This window comes from Pseudonocardia sp. 73-21 (assembly GCF_001899645.1).
In the GTDB taxonomy this organism is placed as follows: Bacteria; Actinomycetota; Actinomycetes; order Mycobacteriales; family Pseudonocardiaceae; genus Pseudonocardia.
Window position 1 is genome coordinate 20650 of sequence record NZ_MKVV01000091.1, and the last position, 15933, is coordinate 36582.

The window sequence follows — 15933 nt, forward strand, 5'->3', positions numbered from 1 at the left end:
CCCACATGTCCATCCCACGCACGACGTCAGCCGTGGTCGCCGTAGCGGCCTCGCTGGCCCTCGCACTCACCGCCTGCGGGTCGGGGTCGAGCACCCCCGCCGCGTCCGGTGGCCCCGTCAACCTGAAGGTCAGCCTCTTCGGCACCTTCGGCTACGACGAGGTCGGCCTGTTCAAGAAGTACGAGGCCGAGAACCCCGGCGTCACGATCACCTACGAGTCCACGCAGGGCGAGGACAAGTACTGGCCCGCGCTGCAGACGCGCCTGGCCTCGGGCAGCGGCGTCGCCGACGTGCAGGGCATCGAGGTCGCCCGCATTGCCGACGTCACCGCCAACCAGGCCGACAAGTGGACCGACCTGCGCGACACCCCCGCCAAGGACTCCATCGGCGGCTACGTCAGCTGGAAGGAGCCGGCCGCCACCACCAAGGACGGCGCGGTGCTGGGTCTCGGCACCGACATCGGCCCCACCGGCATCTGCTACCGCTCCGACCTGCTGGCCAAGGCCGGCCTGCCCACCGACCCGGCGGCGCTCTCGGCGCAGATGCCCGACTGGAACGCCTTCCTCGCGCTCGGCGAGAAGTACAAGGCCAACGCCCCCGCGGGCAGCGCCTGGCACGACTCGGCGGGCGGGCTCTACAACGCGATCATCTCCACGCAGAAGGAGATCTACTACGACGCGTCGGGCAAGCTCGTCTACAACACGAACCCGGCCGTGAAGTCGGCCTTCGACACCGCCGCCGGTGCGGCGCAGAAGGGGCTGACGGCCAAGCTGGAGCAGTTCGTCGACCCCGGCTGGGACCAGGGCTTCTCCTCCGGCTCGTTCGCCACCATCGCCTGCCCGTCGTGGATGATCGGCTACATCAAGGGCAAGGCCGGCACCGGTGGGGCCGACAAGTGGAACGTCACCACGCTGCCCGGCGGGGTCGGCGGCAACTGGGGCGGCGCCTACCTGGGCATCCCCGCCGTCAGCCAGCACAAGGCCGAGGCCGCGAAGCTCATCGCGTGGCTGACCGCCCCCGAGCAGCAGGCCGCCGTGTTCGAGAAGGTCGGCAACTTCCCCTCGACGACGGGCGCGATCGCCAAGGTCGCCGGGGCCACGGACCCGTACTTCAACAACGCGCCCATCGGGAAGATCTTCACGGCCTCGGCCGACGCGTCGCCGGTGCAGATCCTCGGTCCCGAGGACGGCGTCGTGAAGAGCGCGCTGGTGCAGGCGCTGCTGTCGGTGGAGACCAGCGGCACCAGCCCTGCCGACGCGTGGACGGCGGCCGGCACCAAGATCAGCAACCAGGTCGGATGACCGGGTGACCCTGCAACTGGACCGTCCCGTCCCCGGGGAGCGCACGCCCCCGGGGGCGGGGCCCACCATCCGCCTGTCCTGGCGCTCGCGGCTGCACCGCTTCGAGGGGCGCTCCGCGCCGTACGTCTACGTGGCGCCGTTCTTCCTCGTGTTCGCGGCGTTCGGGCTGTTCCCGCTGCTCTACACCGCGTACATCAGCCTGCACCGCTACAAGCTCGGCTCGTCCATGACGTGGATCGGCCTCGACAACTACACGTGGCTGTTCACCAACGACGCCTTCTACAACGCGCTGTGGAAGACCGTCACGATCGGCGTGCTGTCGACGGTGCCGCAGCTGCTGATCGCCCTCGGCCTGGCGCACCTGCTCAACTACCGGCTCCGCGGACGCACGTTCCTGCGCGTGGCGATGCTGATGCCCTACGCCACCTCGGTGGCCGCGGCCACGCTCGTGTTCGCGCTGATCTTCGGCCGCGACGCCGGGATCGTCAACGGGCTGCTGGGCCTGGTGGGCGTCGACCCGGTGGACTGGCGCAATGGCGACTGGACGGCCCAGATCGCCATCTCCGTGATCGTGATCTGGCGCTGGACCGGCTACAACGCGCTGATCTACCTGGCCGGTATGCAGTCGATCTCCAGTGACCTCTACGAGGCCGCCGCACTCGACGGGGCCAACCGCTGGCAGCAGTTCCGGCACGTCACGCTGCCGGGCCTGCGCCCGACGATCCTGTTCACGATCGTCGTCTCCACCATCGGCGCGAGCCAGCTGTTCGGCGAGCCGCTGCTGTTCGGCGGCGGCCAGGCCAACGGCGGGCCCGTCGGGCAGTACCAGACGCTGGGGCTGTTCATGTACCAGCAGGGCTGGCAGTTCGGGCAGCTCGGCCGGGCCGCCACCGTCGCGTGGGTGACCTTCCTGCTGATCATCGGCCTGGTGCTGCTGAACACCCGCCTGTCGAAGATGAGGAAGTCGTGACCGCCTCGGTCGCGGTCTTCCCGCGTTCCCGCAGCCGCCCCCAGGACCGCGCCGGCGTCCCGACCTACGTCGTCCTCGGCCTCGTCGCCGTCGCGTTCGTCGCACCGTTCTACTACATGCTGGTGGCCGCCAGCCGCCCGATGGCGGAGATGAACACCTTCCCGCCGCCGCTGCTGCCCGGTCCCGACCTGTGGAAGAACGTGGCCACGGCCGTGCGGTCGCAGAACATCGGCCTGGCCCTGGGCAACTCGCTCGTCGTCTCCGGGATCATCACGATCAGCACCGCGCTGTTCTGCACGCTGGCGGGCTACGCGTTCGCCAAGATGCGCTTCCGCGGACGCGACACGTTGTTCGCGATCACCCTGGGCACGATGATGATCCCGCCCAGCCTGAGCGTCGTGCCGCTCTACACGATCATGGCGGACCTCGGCCTGGCCGGATCGCTCAGCTCCGTGGTGCTGCCGTCGCTGGTGGCGGCGTTCGGGGTGTTCTTCATGCGCCAGTACCTGTCGCAGTCGCTGCCCGACGAGCTGCTCGAGGCCGCCCGCATGGACGGCGCCACCTCGCTGCGCACGTTCTGGAGCGTGGTGCTGCCGATCGCCCGGCCCGGCATGGCCGTGCTCGGGATGCTCACGTTCATGACGGCCTGGAACGACTTCTTCTGGCCGGTGATCACGCTCAACTCCACCAACCCCACCGTGCAGGTGGCGCTCAACAACCTCGGCAGCGGTTATGTCCCTGACACCGCCGTGATCATGGCCGGCACATTGGTGGGCACCCTGCCCGTGCTCGTCGTGTTCGTGCTGCTGGGCCGTCAGATCGTCGGCGGGATCATCGCCGGCGCCGTCAAGGGATAAGGACTCACGTGACCAGCGTTGCGCAGCAGCAGACCAGCGCCACACACCAGTTCCCGCAGGGATTCCTGTGGGGCGCGGCCACCGCGGCCTACCAGATCGAGGGGGCCGTCACGGCGGGCGGCCGCACGCCGTCGATCTGGGACACGTTCTCCCACACCCCGGGCCGGATCGCGGGCGGCGACCACGGTGACGTCGCCGACGACCACTACCACCGCTTCCGCGAGGACGTCGCGCTGATGGCCGAACTGGGCCTGACGTCCTACCGGTTCTCGATCTCGTGGCCGCGGATCACCCCGCAGGTCACCGCGCAGGAGCTCGGCCCGGTGAGCGCCGACGGGCTCGCGTTCTACTCCGGTCTCGTCGACGCGCTGCTCGCCGCGGGCATCGCGCCGTCGATCACGCTCTACCACTGGGACCTGCCGCAGGCGCTGGAGGACGGGGGTGGCTGGACCTCCCGTGCCACCGCCGAACGCTTCGGCGAGTACGCCGCGGTGGTGGCGGCGGCGCTGGGGGACCGGGTGCCGCAGTTCATCACGCTCAACGAGCCGTGGTGCAGCGCCTACCTCGGCTACGCCAGCGGCGTGCACGCGCCCGGCCGCACCGAGGATGCCGCCGCGCTGGCCGCCGTGCACCACCTCAACCTCGCCCACGGCCTCGGCGTGGCCGCGATCCGGCGGGCCGCCCCCGCGGCGAAGGTGGCGGTCACGCTCAACCTGGCCTGGGTGTGCCCGGAGACCGGCTCGGACCTCGACGCCGAGGCCGCCCGGCGCGTCGACGGCCTGCAGAACCGGGTGTTCCTCGACCCCATGCTGTCGGGTCGCTACCCCGACGACGTGCAGGCCGACACCGCCGGCGTCACGGACTGGGCGTTCGTCCGCCCCGGCGACCTGGAGGTGATCAGCGCCCCGATCGACGCGCTGGGCGTCAACTACTACAGCCCGACGGTCGTGCGGCACTGGACGCGCGAGCACCCCAAGGAGACCGCCGACGGCCACGGCGACGGCGCGGCCACGCCGTGGATCGCCTGCGACGACGTCGAGTTCCCCCGCCAGCACGGCCCCAAGACCGCGATGGGCTGGAGCATCGACGCCCGGGGCATGACCGGGCTGCTCACGCGGATGGCCCGGGAGCACCCCGGACTCGATCTCATGGTCACCGAGAACGGGGCCGCGTTCCCCGGTGACGAGGTGGTGGACGGCCGCGTGGCCGACCCGGACCGCGTCGACTACCTGCGCAGCCACCTCGCCGCCGTGCACGCGGCGATCGAGGCCGGTGCGCCGGTGGTCGGCTACTACGTGTGGTCGCTGCTCGACAACTTCGAGTGGGCGTGGGGGTACGAGAAGCGCTTCGGCGTGGTGCACGTCGACTACTCGACGCTCGTGCGCACCCCGAAGGACAGCGCGTGGTTCTACGCGGGAGTGGCGCGCGACAACGCGGTGCCGGTGGCGCCGGTGGCAAGATCGGAGCCATGACGACGGAACGGATGGAAGTCCAGCGCGTGATCCCGGCCGAGCCGGAGGCGATCTTCGTGGTGCTGTGCGACCCGCAGGGCCACGTGTCGATCGACGCGTCGGGGATGCTGATGGACGCCACCGGGGACCCGGTGGCGGCGGTGGGGGACCGGTTCGTGGTGCACATGGACCGGGAGGCCCTCGGCGATCTCCCCATGGGGCGCTACGACGTCACCGTGATCATCACCGTGTTCGAGCCCGGGAAGGAGATCGCCTGGACGATCGACGGCACGATCCAGCCGCCGATCCGGCACGTCTACGGGTACCGGCTGGAGCCGGCCGACGGCGGGACGCTGGTCACGTCGTACTACGACTGGTCCGACATCAGCCAGGAGTGGAAGGACACCGGGCGGTTCCCGATCATCGCCGAGACGTCCCTGAAGGCCACCCTGGGTATCCTGCAGCGCACCGTGGTGCGGGGACGCTAGCGCGCGGTGCGGCACATCTCCGTGCAGAGCGGGCAGGGTCGGCCGTCGGGCTCCACCATCGACGCGGCGGCGACCCGGTGCCCGCAGACGGCCTGGTAGTAGCCCTCGGTCTGCGCCATCTCCGCGGTCAACTCGATGTCGGGGACCCGGTGGGCCCAGCCGTCCGCGATGCAGGTGACCGACACCGTGGGTCGACCACGGTGCAGCGGTTCGACGCGCCCTCGATCTGCTCTGCCCACTGCTCCCCGCCTGTACTCGGTCACCGGTGGGGAGATCGGCGCTCTCGGTGATCGTCCCCCGACTCCCCCTCAGTTTGCCCACTGATCGTTGTATCCGCAAGACTGTCTGCAACGTCATCTGCAAGCACGTTTGGCACAACGTTCAACGTCACGTCAGGGGGGCCGACATGCAACAGCGTGATCCGGGGGCGAGTGTCGCGGCCGAGGCGCTGGGCCTGCTGAACTGGCGCAAGAGCCGCGCGAGCAACCCCAGCGGCGACTGCGTGGAGCTGGCCGGGCTCGACGACGGCGGGGTGGCGGTGCGCAACTCGCGCGACCCCCGCGGACCTGCCCTGATCTTCACCCGGGCCGAGATCGCCGCGTTCCTGCGCGGGGCCAAGGACCGGGAATTCGACGACCTCGTCCTCTGACGGGCCGGCCCGACGGGTCTATGGTGACGTGCGTGACGTCTGATTCGCCGAACCCCCGTCGCCAGGGCCCGGCCGACCCGAACGACACGGCCGGCGGGCCCACGGTGTCACGCATCCTGCTCGGCACGCAGCTGCGTCGCCTGCGGGAGGCCAGTGGCATCAGCCGGGAGGCGGCCGGTGCCCACATCCGGGCGTCGCACGCCAAGATCAGCCGACTGGAGCTGGGGCGCGTCGGCTTCAAGGAACGCGACATCGAGGACCTGCTCACCCTCTACGGCGTCACCGACGCGGGGGAGCGGGAGGGCCTGCTCGGCCTCGTCACGCAGGCCAACGTCCGCGGCTGGTGGTCGCAGGACAGCGACCTGCTGCCGGCCTGGTTCGAGATGTACCTGCGTCTGGAGCAGGAGGCGCGCGTCATCCGCACCTACCAGGTGCAGTTCGTGCCCGGCCTGCTGCAGAGCCCCGAGTACGCGCGGGAGGTGATCCTCGCCGGGCACCGCACCGAGCCCGAGCACGAGATCGACCGCCGGGTGCAGCTGCGGATCGACCGGCAGAAGATGCTCAGCGAGCCCGGGGCGCCCCAGTTCTGGGCCGTCATCGACGAGGCGGCGCTGAGCAGGCCGTTCGGGTCGCCCGCGATCATGCGCGGCCAGGTCGAGCACCTGCTCGAGATGAGCCTGATGCCCAACGTGTCCATCCAGGTGCTGCCGTTCCGGCTGGGCAGCCACGCCGCCGCGGGCGGGCCGTTCACGATCCTGCGCTTCGCCCAGCCCGACCTGCCCGACGTGGTCTACCTCGAGCAGCTCAACAGCGCGGTCTACCTGGAGAAGCGCACCGACGTGGAGCAGTACCTCGCCGTGATCGAGACGGTGAGCATGCAGGCGGAGACGCCGGTGCGTTCACGGACGCTGCTGAGGAACCTGCTCAAGCAGTTCTGAGCAGGTTCCCCGGCCGGTGGCTCAGGCCTTGCGGCCGATGCCCGCGGCGTAGAGCGTGTGGGTCGGGCTGCCGGTGAGCGTCTGCGCGTCGGGCCGCCAGTCGTTGGCGTAGACCAGACCGGGCTCCACCATCTCCAGGCCGTCGAACAGGCGCTGCTGCTCGTCCCACGTGCGGAACCGGCCGGTGCCCAGCCCGCCCTCGAGAAACGCCGTCTGCAGCTCCTTGGCCCGCGGCTCGTCGTCGTCGAGGAAGTTGCTGATCAGGAAGTAGCTGCCCGGGGACAGCCGCGCCTTGATCTTGTCGGCGAGGCCGTAGGGGTCCTCGTCGTCGGCGAGGTGGTGGAAGATGCTCGCCGCGATCACGGCGAACGGCTTGCTGGTGTCGATCAGCTCCCGCACGGCCTCGCTGTCGAAGATCGCGTCGGGGTCGCGGACGTCGGCGGTGATGACGGTGGTGGTGGTCTCGTTCTCCAGCAGCGCGCGCCCGTGGGCGAGCACGAGGGGGTCGATGTCGACGTAGACGACGTGCACGTCCGGGTTGATCGCGTGGGCGATCTCGTGCACATTGCCCTCGGTGGGCAGGCCGGAGCCCAGGTCGAGGATCTGCGTGATGCCGGCCTCGCCCACCAGGAAGGTGACGGCGCGGCGCAGGTGGTCGCGGTTGTCCTTGGCCAGCTGGCTCGTCTCCGGGACGGCGGCGAACAGGGCCGCGCTGACCTGCCGGTCGATCTCGAAGTGCTCCTTGCCGCCGAGCACGTAGTCGTACACGCGGGCGATGGAGGGCACGTTCAGGTTGACCTCCGGCGGCGCGGACGTGGCGTCCAGCCCCTCGTTGCCGGCCCCCTGCGGACGATCCATGGAACAGCCTCTTCCCTCGCGGTGCGCGTGACGGTCCCGAGCCTATCGGGCGCGGCCCGGCGGGGTCGGCCGTACTCGCCGACAGCCTCGTCCGGATCATCGCCCGGTCGGGGCATGCGCGTGGAGCCCGAGTCGGCCACGGCCGCCGCATTGCCCGCCGGGGTGGGCGGGGCGGGGGAGAACCGGGGCCGGGGGTTGTTCGCGTGCCCTGTCCTACGCTCTCCCGGTGGCAGGAGGGGGAGTGGTGTCGCCGGCGGCGGACGCCTCGGCGCGTTCGCGGTGGCGGGCCCTCGTCCTCACCGACCCCATCGCCCGGCTGGTGCGCAACGCCGCCCACGCCGGCATCGACGACGAGCACTACGACCTGCGGGCCCTCGCGCTGGCCGCGGTGGACATCGTCGTCGGGTCGATGGGGTTCTCCCGCGAGTCCGGCGTCGACGAGGTGCTCGACGCCCTGGTCGGGCTGGCCGCGCGCATGCAGCCCGACCGGCCCGCGCAGTGGCGCGATGTCGCGCAGGTGGTGCTCAAGGGCCTGCTCAACGACGCCCACGAGCAGCGCCGCTTCACCTACCGTTTCGCCGACCTGAGCCGGGAGGCCGTCGGGCGTGACGGGGGCTTCTGGGAGTCCTACGGGTTCCGGCTGCTGTCGTTGCGCGAGACGGAGTTCGGCGCCGTACTGGTGGCCAGCGACCAGGCCATCACGCTGTTCCTGCACGGCCTCGACGTCGACCTGGAGGACGCCGACCGCGCCCTGGCCCACGTGCTGCAGCGCCAGCTCGACGACCAGCGCTTCGACGCCGCCGCCCGCACCGCGGCGCAGGCCGAGCGCACCAGCGTCGGGCTCTCGGCCACGCTCACGGAGCTGCTCGACGCCACCCGCCGCGACGCCGGCGGCGTCGACTGGGCCACCGACCTCCCGGAGCGCCTCACCCGGGCGCGGCGGCACGTGGAGGAGCGCATCGCCGAGGACGACCGGTTCCTCGAGCACGTCCAGGGCGGCCTGGAGGTGGAGGCGTCGCCGGAGGTCCGGGCGGTGTCCGGGCAGATCATCGACCTCCTGCGCCGCGCGCGTCAGGTGCACCTGGACCTGGAACGACGCCTCGTCGGCGCCCGCGAGGTGTTCCTCACCGCCCACGTGCGGCAGCGGATCGCGCGGCGGCGCCGGCTGCGGATGTTCGCGCTCGGCGAGGACGTCCTCGCCCCGGTGCTGGCGCTGCCCGCCGCCGACGCGCAGGCGGTGACCGGGCGGTTCGCGAACCCGGCGCTGGGCGTCACGGTGCCCCGGCTGGTGCGCTTCGACGACCTGCTCGACGCGCTGTGGGCCGCCCCGCGCGCCCCCGAGCCGGGCGTGGCGCAGGTCGAGAAGGCCGACGAGCCGCTCGACGACGACGTGCAGGGCTACCGGCCCGAGGTGGTGGCCGCGGCCCGCGAGGTGCTGGAGCGCACGGCGGACGGGCCGGTGCGCCTGAGCGTGCTGCTGGACGGGACGGACGGGGACGAGGTGGCCGAGCTCGTGGTGCTGTCCGCGCTGTGGGCGTTCGCCCCGGACCCGGGTGACGCGCAGGAGGGGGAGACCGAGGTGGACCTGCTGGCCGGTGGTCTGGAGGCCCACGACGACGGCACGGTCCTGCGGCACGCCCGCGCCGGCGGCCGCGACCTGCTCGTCTCCCGGAGGGGCGCATGAGCGGCGTTCCCGCGGACCTGACCGATGTGCGCGCGGCCGCCGAGCTGATCAACTTCGGGCTGTCGCGGCGCAACCGGCCCGTCGAGGGCAGCGAGTACCGCACCCTGCTCGACCGCTACCGCGCCGAGCTGCGGTTCAAGGACGTCGTCGACACGATGGCCGAGGGGCTGGGCCTGGAGGTGCTCGGCACCCCGCGCGCCGGGATCGTGCTCGTGCCCGACCCCGGCGGCCCGTTCGCGACGCGGCTGGGCGACCTGCGCGCGATGACCGAGGACGAGCGGCTCGTGTTCGGGCTCGTCCTCGTCGCCATCGCGGCCTTCGCCTACCCCAACGACGTCGACTTCGACGACCCCGAGGCCAAGCTGATCGACATCCCGAAGATCGACGAGTTCCTGCGGGCGGCCATCGCCGCGGTGGAACTGCCCCACGGCGACCGGTCACGTGTCGCGGTGGAGATCTACGCCGACCTGCCCGCGTTCGTGCCCACCAACACCGGCCGCCGGGCGCGGGGCTGCACGCTGCGCGCCGTCGAGGAGGTGTGCGGCTGGCTCGTGGCCCAGGGCGCGGCCCGCGAGGCCACCGCGCTGGGGCCCGACACGTTCCGCCTGACCGACCACTTCCGCCTCCTGGTCGGCGACAGCGCCGGCAACGCGGCCCTGGAGGCCCTCCGCGAGGTCCGGGAGGCCACGGTATGAACGCCTCCGATGTCATGTGGACCATCAGCCGGATCCGGCTCGACCGGATCGGGCCCACCGCCGCCCGCTTCCTCGACGTCACGCTCGACCTGCGCGACGACGGCGGGCTGCCGCTGGACACGATCATCTGGCTGCGCAACGGCGGCGGGAAGTCGACGGTCCTGTCGCTGGTCTGCGCCCTGATCCGGCCCTACCGCCGCGACTTCCTCGCCACGGCCGCCACCGGCAAGCACCTCGAGGACTACGTGCTGGGCGCCGACACCGCGCACGTGATCGTCGAGTGGTCCGGGCCGCAGGGGCGCCGGCTCGTCACGGGTGCGGTGTACGAGTGGGCCGACCGCACCCAGCCCGCCGACCCCAACCGCGACCACGACCGCCTCAACGCGCGCTGGTACGTGTTCAGCCCCGCCGAGGGCCGCGCGGAGCTGGACCTGCTGCCGTTCGGGGAGGTCCAGAAGGACTTCGTCGCGGCCGTGCGGGACCTCGACGCGATCCCCGGCTGCGGCGCCGCGGTCACCGACCGGGCCGACCGCTGGCGGCGGCTGCTGGACGAGCACGGCCTCGACACCGAGATCTTCACCCCGATCCTGCAGATGAACGCCACCGAGGGCGGCATCGAGGGGCAGTTCCAGTTCCGGGGCGCCGACCAGTTCGTGCAGTACCTGCTGGAGCTGATCGTCGACCCGGAGGTGCCGGGACAGGTCGCGGAGATCCTCGAGAGTGTGCGGGCCGGGCTCGCCGACCGCCCGGAGCTGCTGGCCGACCTGACGTTCGCCGACGAGGCCGTCCCGCGGCTGCGCGCGCTGGCCGTCGCCCGCGACGAGCGCACCGCGGCGGCCGACGCGGTGGCCCGCCAGGAGGCCGCCGCCCGCGAGCTGGCCGGGGCGCTGGCCGCCGCGGCGGCGGACGCCGACCTCGAGCACCGGACCGGGGCCGAGCGGGCCCGCCGCCACACCGACGAGGCCGCCAGCCACGCCCGCGCCGCCGAGGCGGCCCACGCCACCGCGACCGCGTTGCGCCACCACGCCGCCGCGCTGCGGCTCGCCACCGCGGAGGCCGACGTCGCGCGCCTCGCGGAGCAGGAGCGCGCCGCCGGGGAGCAGGTGGCGGCCTGGCGCGCCACCCCCGCCGTGCATGCGCTGCGCGAGGCCGAGCAGCGGGCCGCCGCGCTGGCCGGGCAGCTCGCCGCGGCCACCGAGGAGGCCGAGCCGCTGCGGGAGCGCCGCGACCGGGCCGCCGCCGGGTACGCGGCTGCGCTGCGGCGCAGCATCGCCGCGGTCGACGACCAGGTGGCCGATCTCCGCGCGGGAGCCGAGGCCGACGCCGAGCAGGAGCGCGCCGCCCGCGTCCGCGGAGAGGAGGCCCGCGACGAGCGCGCGCGCCTGACCGCCGCGCTCTCGGCCGCGCAGGACGCCCTCGCGTCGCTCGACCGCGATCTCGCCGCCGCCGTCGCCGCCGGGCACCTGGAGACGGGGGAGACCGTGCCGGCCGCGGTCGAGCGCCACACCGCGGCCGACGCCGCCGCGGCCACCACCTCGGAGGAGGCCGACGCCGGACGCCGCGCGCTGGTCGAGGAGCGCCGTGGCCTGCAGGAACGCGCGAGTGCGCTGGCCGCCGCCCGCGCCGCGGCCGAGCAGGAGCACGACGCGGCGGCACAGCGGCGCCGCGAGCTGCAGGGCCGCGCCGACGACCTGGCGCGCGACGAGCGGCTGCGCTCCCTCGGCGGCGGGGAGGCGCTCGACCCCGTCGTCGAGGCGGGCGACCTGGGGGACGCGCTGGCCACCGCGATCGCGCGCACCGAGCGCCGGCGCGTCGAGCTGGCCGTCGACGGCGCCGAGGACGAGCGCGCGCTCGCCGCGCTGGCCGCCACCGGCCTCCTGCCCGGCGGGCTCGACCTCGTCCGCGCCCGTGACGCCCTGGAACGGGCCGGCATCGCCGCGGCCACCGGCTGGGGCTACCTCGCCGAGACGGTGCCCGCCGTCCGGCACGCGGCCGTGCTGCAGGCCGCACCCGCGCTGGCCTCGGGGCTGCTGGTGCACGACGAGCGCGACCTGCCCGCTGCGCGTGAGGCCGTTCTCGCGGCCGGGCTGCGGCCGACGTCGGCGGTGGTGATCGGGACGACCGCCGACCTGGCCGCGGTGTCGTCCGGGGCCGTCTCGGGCACGCACCCGTTCGTCGTCCCGCCCGCGCCCGCCCTGATCGACCGCGCCGCCGCCGGTGCGGAACTGACCGCCCGGGAACGCGCGCGGGCCGACCGCGCCGGTGCCGACGACGCCCTGGCCGCCGAGCTCGCCCGTGACACCGACCTGCGACGACGACTGCGCCGGCTGCGCGAGGACTGCTCGCCCGGCACCCTCGACGCGCTGGTCGCCGAGGAGGCCGCCGCCACGGCGCGGCTCACCGACCTGGCGGTGCAGGCGCGGCTCGTCGAGGAGGCCGCCGACGCGCTCGGCGAGCGCGAACGGGCCCTCGACGACGCCCGCACCGCCGCCGAGCGCACCCGCCGTGCCGCCGCCGCGGCGCTGGGCACGCTGGCCGGGCTGGCCCCGCGCGAGGAGGACGCCGCCGGGCTGCGCCGGCGGGTGGCCACGCTGCCCGCGGAGATCGCCGACTGCGCCCGCACCGTCACCGCCGAGAGCGACGCCGAGGCCGACCACCGTCGCCTTGCCGCCACCGCGCTCGACCACGCCGGGTCGCTGGCCCGCACCGCGGCCGCACAACGCGCCGACCTCGCGGCCCTGGGTGACGTCGGGACGGCCGACGGTCCCGAGACCTCCGTGAACGACGCACGCGCGACCTTCGACAGCGCCCGCGCCGCCTACGACCGTGAAGTGTCCGGCTCCGCGCTGGCCTCCTCGCTGGCCGAGGCCCGACGCGCCCTGGAGCGGGCCCGTGACCAGGTCGGCGAGCTCCCGGCCACCGTCCGCGCCGTCGCGCGCGATCTGCTCGACACCGCCGACGGCCACGACGCGAGTGCCCGGACCGCGGCCACCGCCCGCGCCGACGCGGCGCACGCGCACGCCCGCACCTCGCTCGCCGACGCCACCGCGGAGTCCCGCCTCGCCCGGTCCGAGGTGGACCGGCACCCGGCTGTCGACGACGTCGTGACCGGCTCGCACACGCCCCCTGTCCAGCCGGACCTGTCTGCCACGCGCGAGGGTGCGCTCGCGGCCGCGTCGGCCGCCGACGCCGAGGCCCAGGAGCACCGTCGCCGACGGGAGGAGTCGGCCGCGGCCGCGGCGGCCGTCGTCGCCGCCCAGGCCGGGGCCCGGGACCGCGCCACGGCGATGCGGCACCTGGGCGAGCTGCTGGCCGCGAAGCCCGAGCCGGACCGGGAGCCCTTCACCGGACCCGCCGAGGACGCCCGGGCCGCGGTCGACCGCGCCCGCGAGGCGCTCGACGCTGCCACCGCCGCCGCGGCCCGCAGCCGCCGGGCCGTGGACAAGCTCGGCCAGGAGACGGCGCTGTGGGCGGCCGAGGACCGGTTCGCCGGCGTCAAACCGCCCGTCCGCGACCGCTTCCGCGCGTCCGACGCCGCCGAGGACCTGCTCGCCGGCGCCGAACGCCTCGCCGACGACCTCGACCTGCTGGCGGTCAACCTGCGGGGCCGGCTCGACGAGCTGGAGGAGCACAAGGGCGTCGTCGTCACCGCGATGGTGGGCATGGTCCGCCAGGCGCTCAAGTCGCTGCAGCGCGCCCAGGCGCTCTCCGAGCTGCCCGAGAGCCTGGGGGAGTGGGCCGGCCAGCGGTTCCTCGACGTCGGGCCGCGCGCGTCGGTGGAGACCGCCGACGCCGTGCTGCGCGAGCGCTGCTCCCGGCTCGTCGACACGCTCACGGCGCGGGGCGTGCCCGTGCCGCGCGGGCACGAGCTGCTGTGGCAGGCCACCAGCGCCGTCGTCGGCGAGGGGAACTGGAAGGCGAAGGTGCTCAAGCCGTCCACGACGTTCGCACTCGAACGGGTGTCGGTGGAGCGGATGCGCAAGTGGTCGGGCGGGGAGAAGGTCACCATCTCGCTGCTGTTGTTCTGCATGGTCGCGAAGCTGCGCGCCACCGGCCGGGGCCGCGACCAGCCCGGCCTGGGCGCCCTGCCGCTGGACAACCCGCTCGGCAAGGCCAACTACGTGGTGTTCCTCAACCTGCAGCGCAAGGTCGCCGCGGCCAACGGCATCCAGCTGATCTTCCTCACCGGCGTCGGGGACATGAAGGCCGTCGGCCGCTTCCCCAACGTGATCCGGATGCGCAACACCCGCACCCGCAGCCGCGAGTACGTCTCGATCGCGGAGCGTGAGGTGGCCGGCACGGATCCGGCCGGCGTCGTCGACACCACGCGGATCTGGCGCGAGGATCCCACGCTCACCCTGCTCTGACGCCCGCTCGCCGATTCCTGCACGCCACGCCGGTCACCCTGTGGAGTGATCGGTGACCAAGCGTGTGATAGGTCTTGCCCGGACCCTCTCCGTCGGGTGATGATTCTCGTGCACCGTACGAGGCTCTCCGAACACGAAGAGTGAGTAGCGGTGGGTACGCGCAAGGGGGACGACGATGTCGGCAGAACACGAGGTTTCCGGCGACTACGGCTACGACATGGTCCAGGAGGTCAAGGCCTCCCTGCACATCCCGTCCCCCCGCAAGCGCACGCCCGTCAGCGGCATCCGCGTGCCGGGCCACCTGCTCGACGTGGACGGCGACTACGGTTACGACTGCGTCCACGATCAGTAGGGGTCCACGATCAGTAGGGGTCCACGATCAGTAGGGGTCCCCGAGCAACAGCCCGGCTCAGAACGGCCGGGCCACCGGGGTGCCGTCGGACCCGGTGACCGGCCCGCCGTTCCAGTCCAGGCACACCACCGTCGCGTCGTCGCGCAGGTTCTGTTCGGTGGCGTGCAGCACCGCCTCGCCGAGCACGTAGACCACCTCACGCGGGTGCAGGGCCGCGGTCCGCGCGAGGGTGGCCTCCACGTCAAGGTCCTCGGCGTTGCGCTCCAGCATCCCGTCGGTGACCAGCACGATCCGGTCGCCGGGTTCCAGGGTGATGCGCTGCACGGTGAAGGCCCGGCCCGGCTCGATGCCGAACGGCATCTCGATGGCCAGCTCGATCTCCTCGACGCGGCCGTTGCGCACCCGCAGCGGGAACGGGTGCCCGGCGTTGACGATCGCCATCTCGGCGGAGGCGAGGTCGACCCGCACGAGCTGGCCGGTCACGAAGTCACCCACGGGTGAGTGGGCGGCCAGCGCGTCGTTGGCGATGGCGGCCTGTTCGGCCAGGCCCACGTCGCTGCGGCGACTGTTGCGCAGGCTCCCGACGAGCACCGTGGCGAGCAGCGCGGCGTGCACGTCGTGGCCCACCGCGTCGGTGATCGAGACGTGCAGCTGGTCGCGGTCCAGGGCGTAGTCGAACGTGTCGCCGCCGACGGCGTTGGCCGGTTCCAGCCATCCCGCGACGGTGAAGCGGCCGGCCTCGCACGTGAACGCGCCCGGCAGCAGCCGGCGCTGGATCTCGGCGGCCAGGGAGAACGGCATGGACCGCTGGGCCCACTCGAACAGGTCGGTGTGCCGCCGGCAGGCGACCACCACGTAGGCCAACGTGCGGGCGGCGTCGGCGATCTCGCGGACGCTCTCGGCGTCGGGGTACCAGGGCAGCTCGAGCTCGAGCACGCCGATCGTGTCGCCGCGGTCGGTCACCGGCACGATCAGCCGGGCCCCGTCGCCGTTCCCACCATCGCCGCTCCCGTCGGCCCTGGGGCTGAGATCGGCCTCCTGGCTGCGCAGCACCTGCTCGTAGACCGTGCCCGGGAGCTCGACGGTCGGCACGTTCTCGGCGCCCTGCTCCCGCTCCCGCGCGGCGTTGGCGTCCGTGCCCCCGAACCGGGCGACGGCCCGACCGCTCAGGTCGGTGATCAGGAAGTACACCGCATCGGCCCCGAGCATCACGGCCAGCCGGTCGGCCATCACGTCGATGGCCTCGACCGGTGACGACCCTCCCACGAGGTCGAGCAGCGCGCGCAGGTCGATGTGGGACACGGGGGCACCTTGCCACGATCG

At 73.3% G+C, this 15933-nt stretch carries 14 protein-coding genes; 11 read left to right on the top strand and 3 right to left on the bottom strand.

What is annotated here, in order from left to right; all coding sequences use genetic code 11:
• The first annotated feature begins 5 nt into the window (after window positions 1-5).
• Genes BGP03_RS27955 through BGP03_RS27975 form a run of 5 tightly spaced genes read left to right on the top strand, consistent with a single transcriptional unit; the run spans window position 6 to window position 5067 of the window.
• Window positions 6-1301 carry an extracellular solute-binding protein gene (locus BGP03_RS27955; protein ID WP_296368034.1) on the top strand — a complete coding sequence of 432 codons (1296 nt, stop codon included), beginning with the start codon at window positions 6-8 and terminating at the stop codon, window positions 1299-1301.
• 4 nt (window positions 1302-1305) lie between these two features.
• On the top strand, window positions 1306-2271 hold the full coding sequence (locus BGP03_RS27960; protein ID WP_296368036.1) for a sugar ABC transporter permease: 966 nt from the start codon (window positions 1306-1308) through the stop codon (window positions 2269-2271).
• Complete coding sequence (locus tag BGP03_RS27965; RefSeq protein ID WP_296368038.1) at window positions 2268-3128, top strand: carbohydrate ABC transporter permease; 861 nt, start codon at window positions 2268-2270, stop codon at window positions 3126-3128. Before BGP03_RS27960 ends, BGP03_RS27965 begins: the two co-directional genes overlap by 4 nt.
• A gap of 8 nt (window positions 3129-3136) precedes the next feature.
• Window positions 3137-4600: a GH1 family beta-glucosidase gene (locus tag BGP03_RS27970; protein WP_296368041.1), complete on the top strand. Its 1464-nt coding sequence runs from the start codon at window positions 3137-3139 to the stop codon at window positions 4598-4600.
• Window positions 4597-5067, top strand: a complete 471-nt coding sequence (locus BGP03_RS27975; protein ID WP_296368042.1) for an SRPBCC family protein — start codon at window positions 4597-4599, stop codon at window positions 5065-5067. The genes BGP03_RS27970 and BGP03_RS27975 overlap by 4 nt, the downstream gene beginning before the upstream one ends.
• On the opposite strand, the gene BGP03_RS27980 is transcribed toward BGP03_RS27975, so the two are convergent.
• On the bottom strand, window positions 5064-5252 hold the full coding sequence (locus BGP03_RS27980; protein ID WP_296368044.1) for a hypothetical protein: 189 nt from the start codon (window positions 5250-5252) through the stop codon (window positions 5064-5066). The two genes, BGP03_RS27975 and BGP03_RS27980, sit on opposite strands and share 4 nt — an antisense overlap.
• Window positions 5253-5473: 221 nt before the next feature.
• Here BGP03_RS27980 and BGP03_RS27985 point away from each other — a divergent pair, with 221 nt between their 5' ends.
• Together BGP03_RS27985 and BGP03_RS27990 are read left to right on the top strand one after the other, a co-directional pair.
• Window positions 5474-5716, top strand: coding sequence for a DUF397 domain-containing protein (locus BGP03_RS27985; protein ID WP_296368046.1), 243 nt, complete (start codon window positions 5474-5476; stop codon window positions 5714-5716).
• 32 nt (window positions 5717-5748) lie between these two features.
• A complete protein-coding gene (locus BGP03_RS27990; protein ID WP_298799011.1) occupies window positions 5749-6654 on the top strand; it encodes a helix-turn-helix transcriptional regulator in 906 nt (301 codons plus the stop codon).
• Between the two features lie 21 nt (window positions 6655-6675).
• On the opposite strand, the gene BGP03_RS27995 is transcribed toward BGP03_RS27990, so the two are convergent.
• Window positions 6676-7512, bottom strand: a complete 837-nt coding sequence (locus tag BGP03_RS27995; protein WP_296368050.1) for an SAM-dependent methyltransferase — start codon at window positions 7510-7512, stop codon at window positions 6676-6678.
• Between the two features lie 226 nt (window positions 7513-7738).
• Between BGP03_RS27995 and BGP03_RS28000 the strand changes: the two genes are divergently transcribed.
• From BGP03_RS28000 to BGP03_RS28015, 4 genes are all read left to right on the top strand, one after another.
• A complete protein-coding gene (locus BGP03_RS28000) occupies window positions 7739-9196 on the top strand; it encodes a hypothetical protein (RefSeq protein WP_298799013.1) in 1458 nt (485 codons plus the stop codon).
• Window positions 9193-9891: a hypothetical protein gene (locus BGP03_RS28005; RefSeq protein ID WP_296368054.1), complete on the top strand. Its 699-nt coding sequence runs from the start codon at window positions 9193-9195 to the stop codon at window positions 9889-9891. The genes BGP03_RS28000 and BGP03_RS28005 overlap by 4 nt, the downstream gene beginning before the upstream one ends.
• Window positions 9888-14258, top strand: coding sequence for a hypothetical protein (locus tag BGP03_RS28010; RefSeq protein WP_298799015.1), 4371 nt, complete (start codon window positions 9888-9890; stop codon window positions 14256-14258). Before BGP03_RS28005 ends, BGP03_RS28010 begins: the two co-directional genes overlap by 4 nt.
• A 175-nt stretch (window positions 14259-14433) precedes the next feature.
• On the top strand, window positions 14434-14610 hold the full coding sequence (locus BGP03_RS28015; protein ID WP_296368057.1) for a hypothetical protein: 177 nt from the start codon (window positions 14434-14436) through the stop codon (window positions 14608-14610).
• Window positions 14611-14667: 57 nt separating this feature from the next.
• Here BGP03_RS28015 and BGP03_RS28020 read toward each other — a convergent pair whose 3' ends face one another.
• On the bottom strand, window positions 14668-15912 hold the full coding sequence (locus BGP03_RS28020; protein ID WP_298799016.1) for a PP2C family protein-serine/threonine phosphatase: 1245 nt from the start codon (window positions 15910-15912) through the stop codon (window positions 14668-14670).
• Between the last annotated feature and the right edge of the window lie 21 nt (window positions 15913-15933).

What these genes read in the sequence shown, in the direction of transcription:
- BGP03_RS28010 (WP_298799015.1), top strand. Translation starts at nt 9,888, where the DNA reads ATGAACGCCTCCGATGTCATGTGGACCATCAGCCGGATCCGGCTCGAC.
- BGP03_RS27975 (WP_296368042.1), top strand. Translation starts at nt 4,597, where the DNA reads ATGACGACGGAACGGATGGAAGTCCAGCGCGTGATCCCGGCCGAGCCG.
- BGP03_RS27955 (WP_296368034.1), top strand. Translation starts at nt 6, where the DNA reads ATGTCCATCCCACGCACGACGTCAGCCGTGGTCGCCGTAGCGGCCTCG.
- BGP03_RS28005 (WP_296368054.1), top strand. Translation starts at nt 9,193, where the DNA reads ATGAGCGGCGTTCCCGCGGACCTGACCGATGTGCGCGCGGCCGCCGAG.
- BGP03_RS27995 (WP_296368050.1), bottom strand. Translation starts at nt 7,512, where the DNA reads ATGGATCGTCCGCAGGGGGCCGGCAACGAGGGGCTGGACGCCACGTCC.
- BGP03_RS27985 (WP_296368046.1), top strand. Translation starts at nt 5,474, where the DNA reads ATGCAACAGCGTGATCCGGGGGCGAGTGTCGCGGCCGAGGCGCTGGGC.
- BGP03_RS28015 (WP_296368057.1), top strand. Translation starts at nt 14,434, where the DNA reads ATGTCGGCAGAACACGAGGTTTCCGGCGACTACGGCTACGACATGGTC.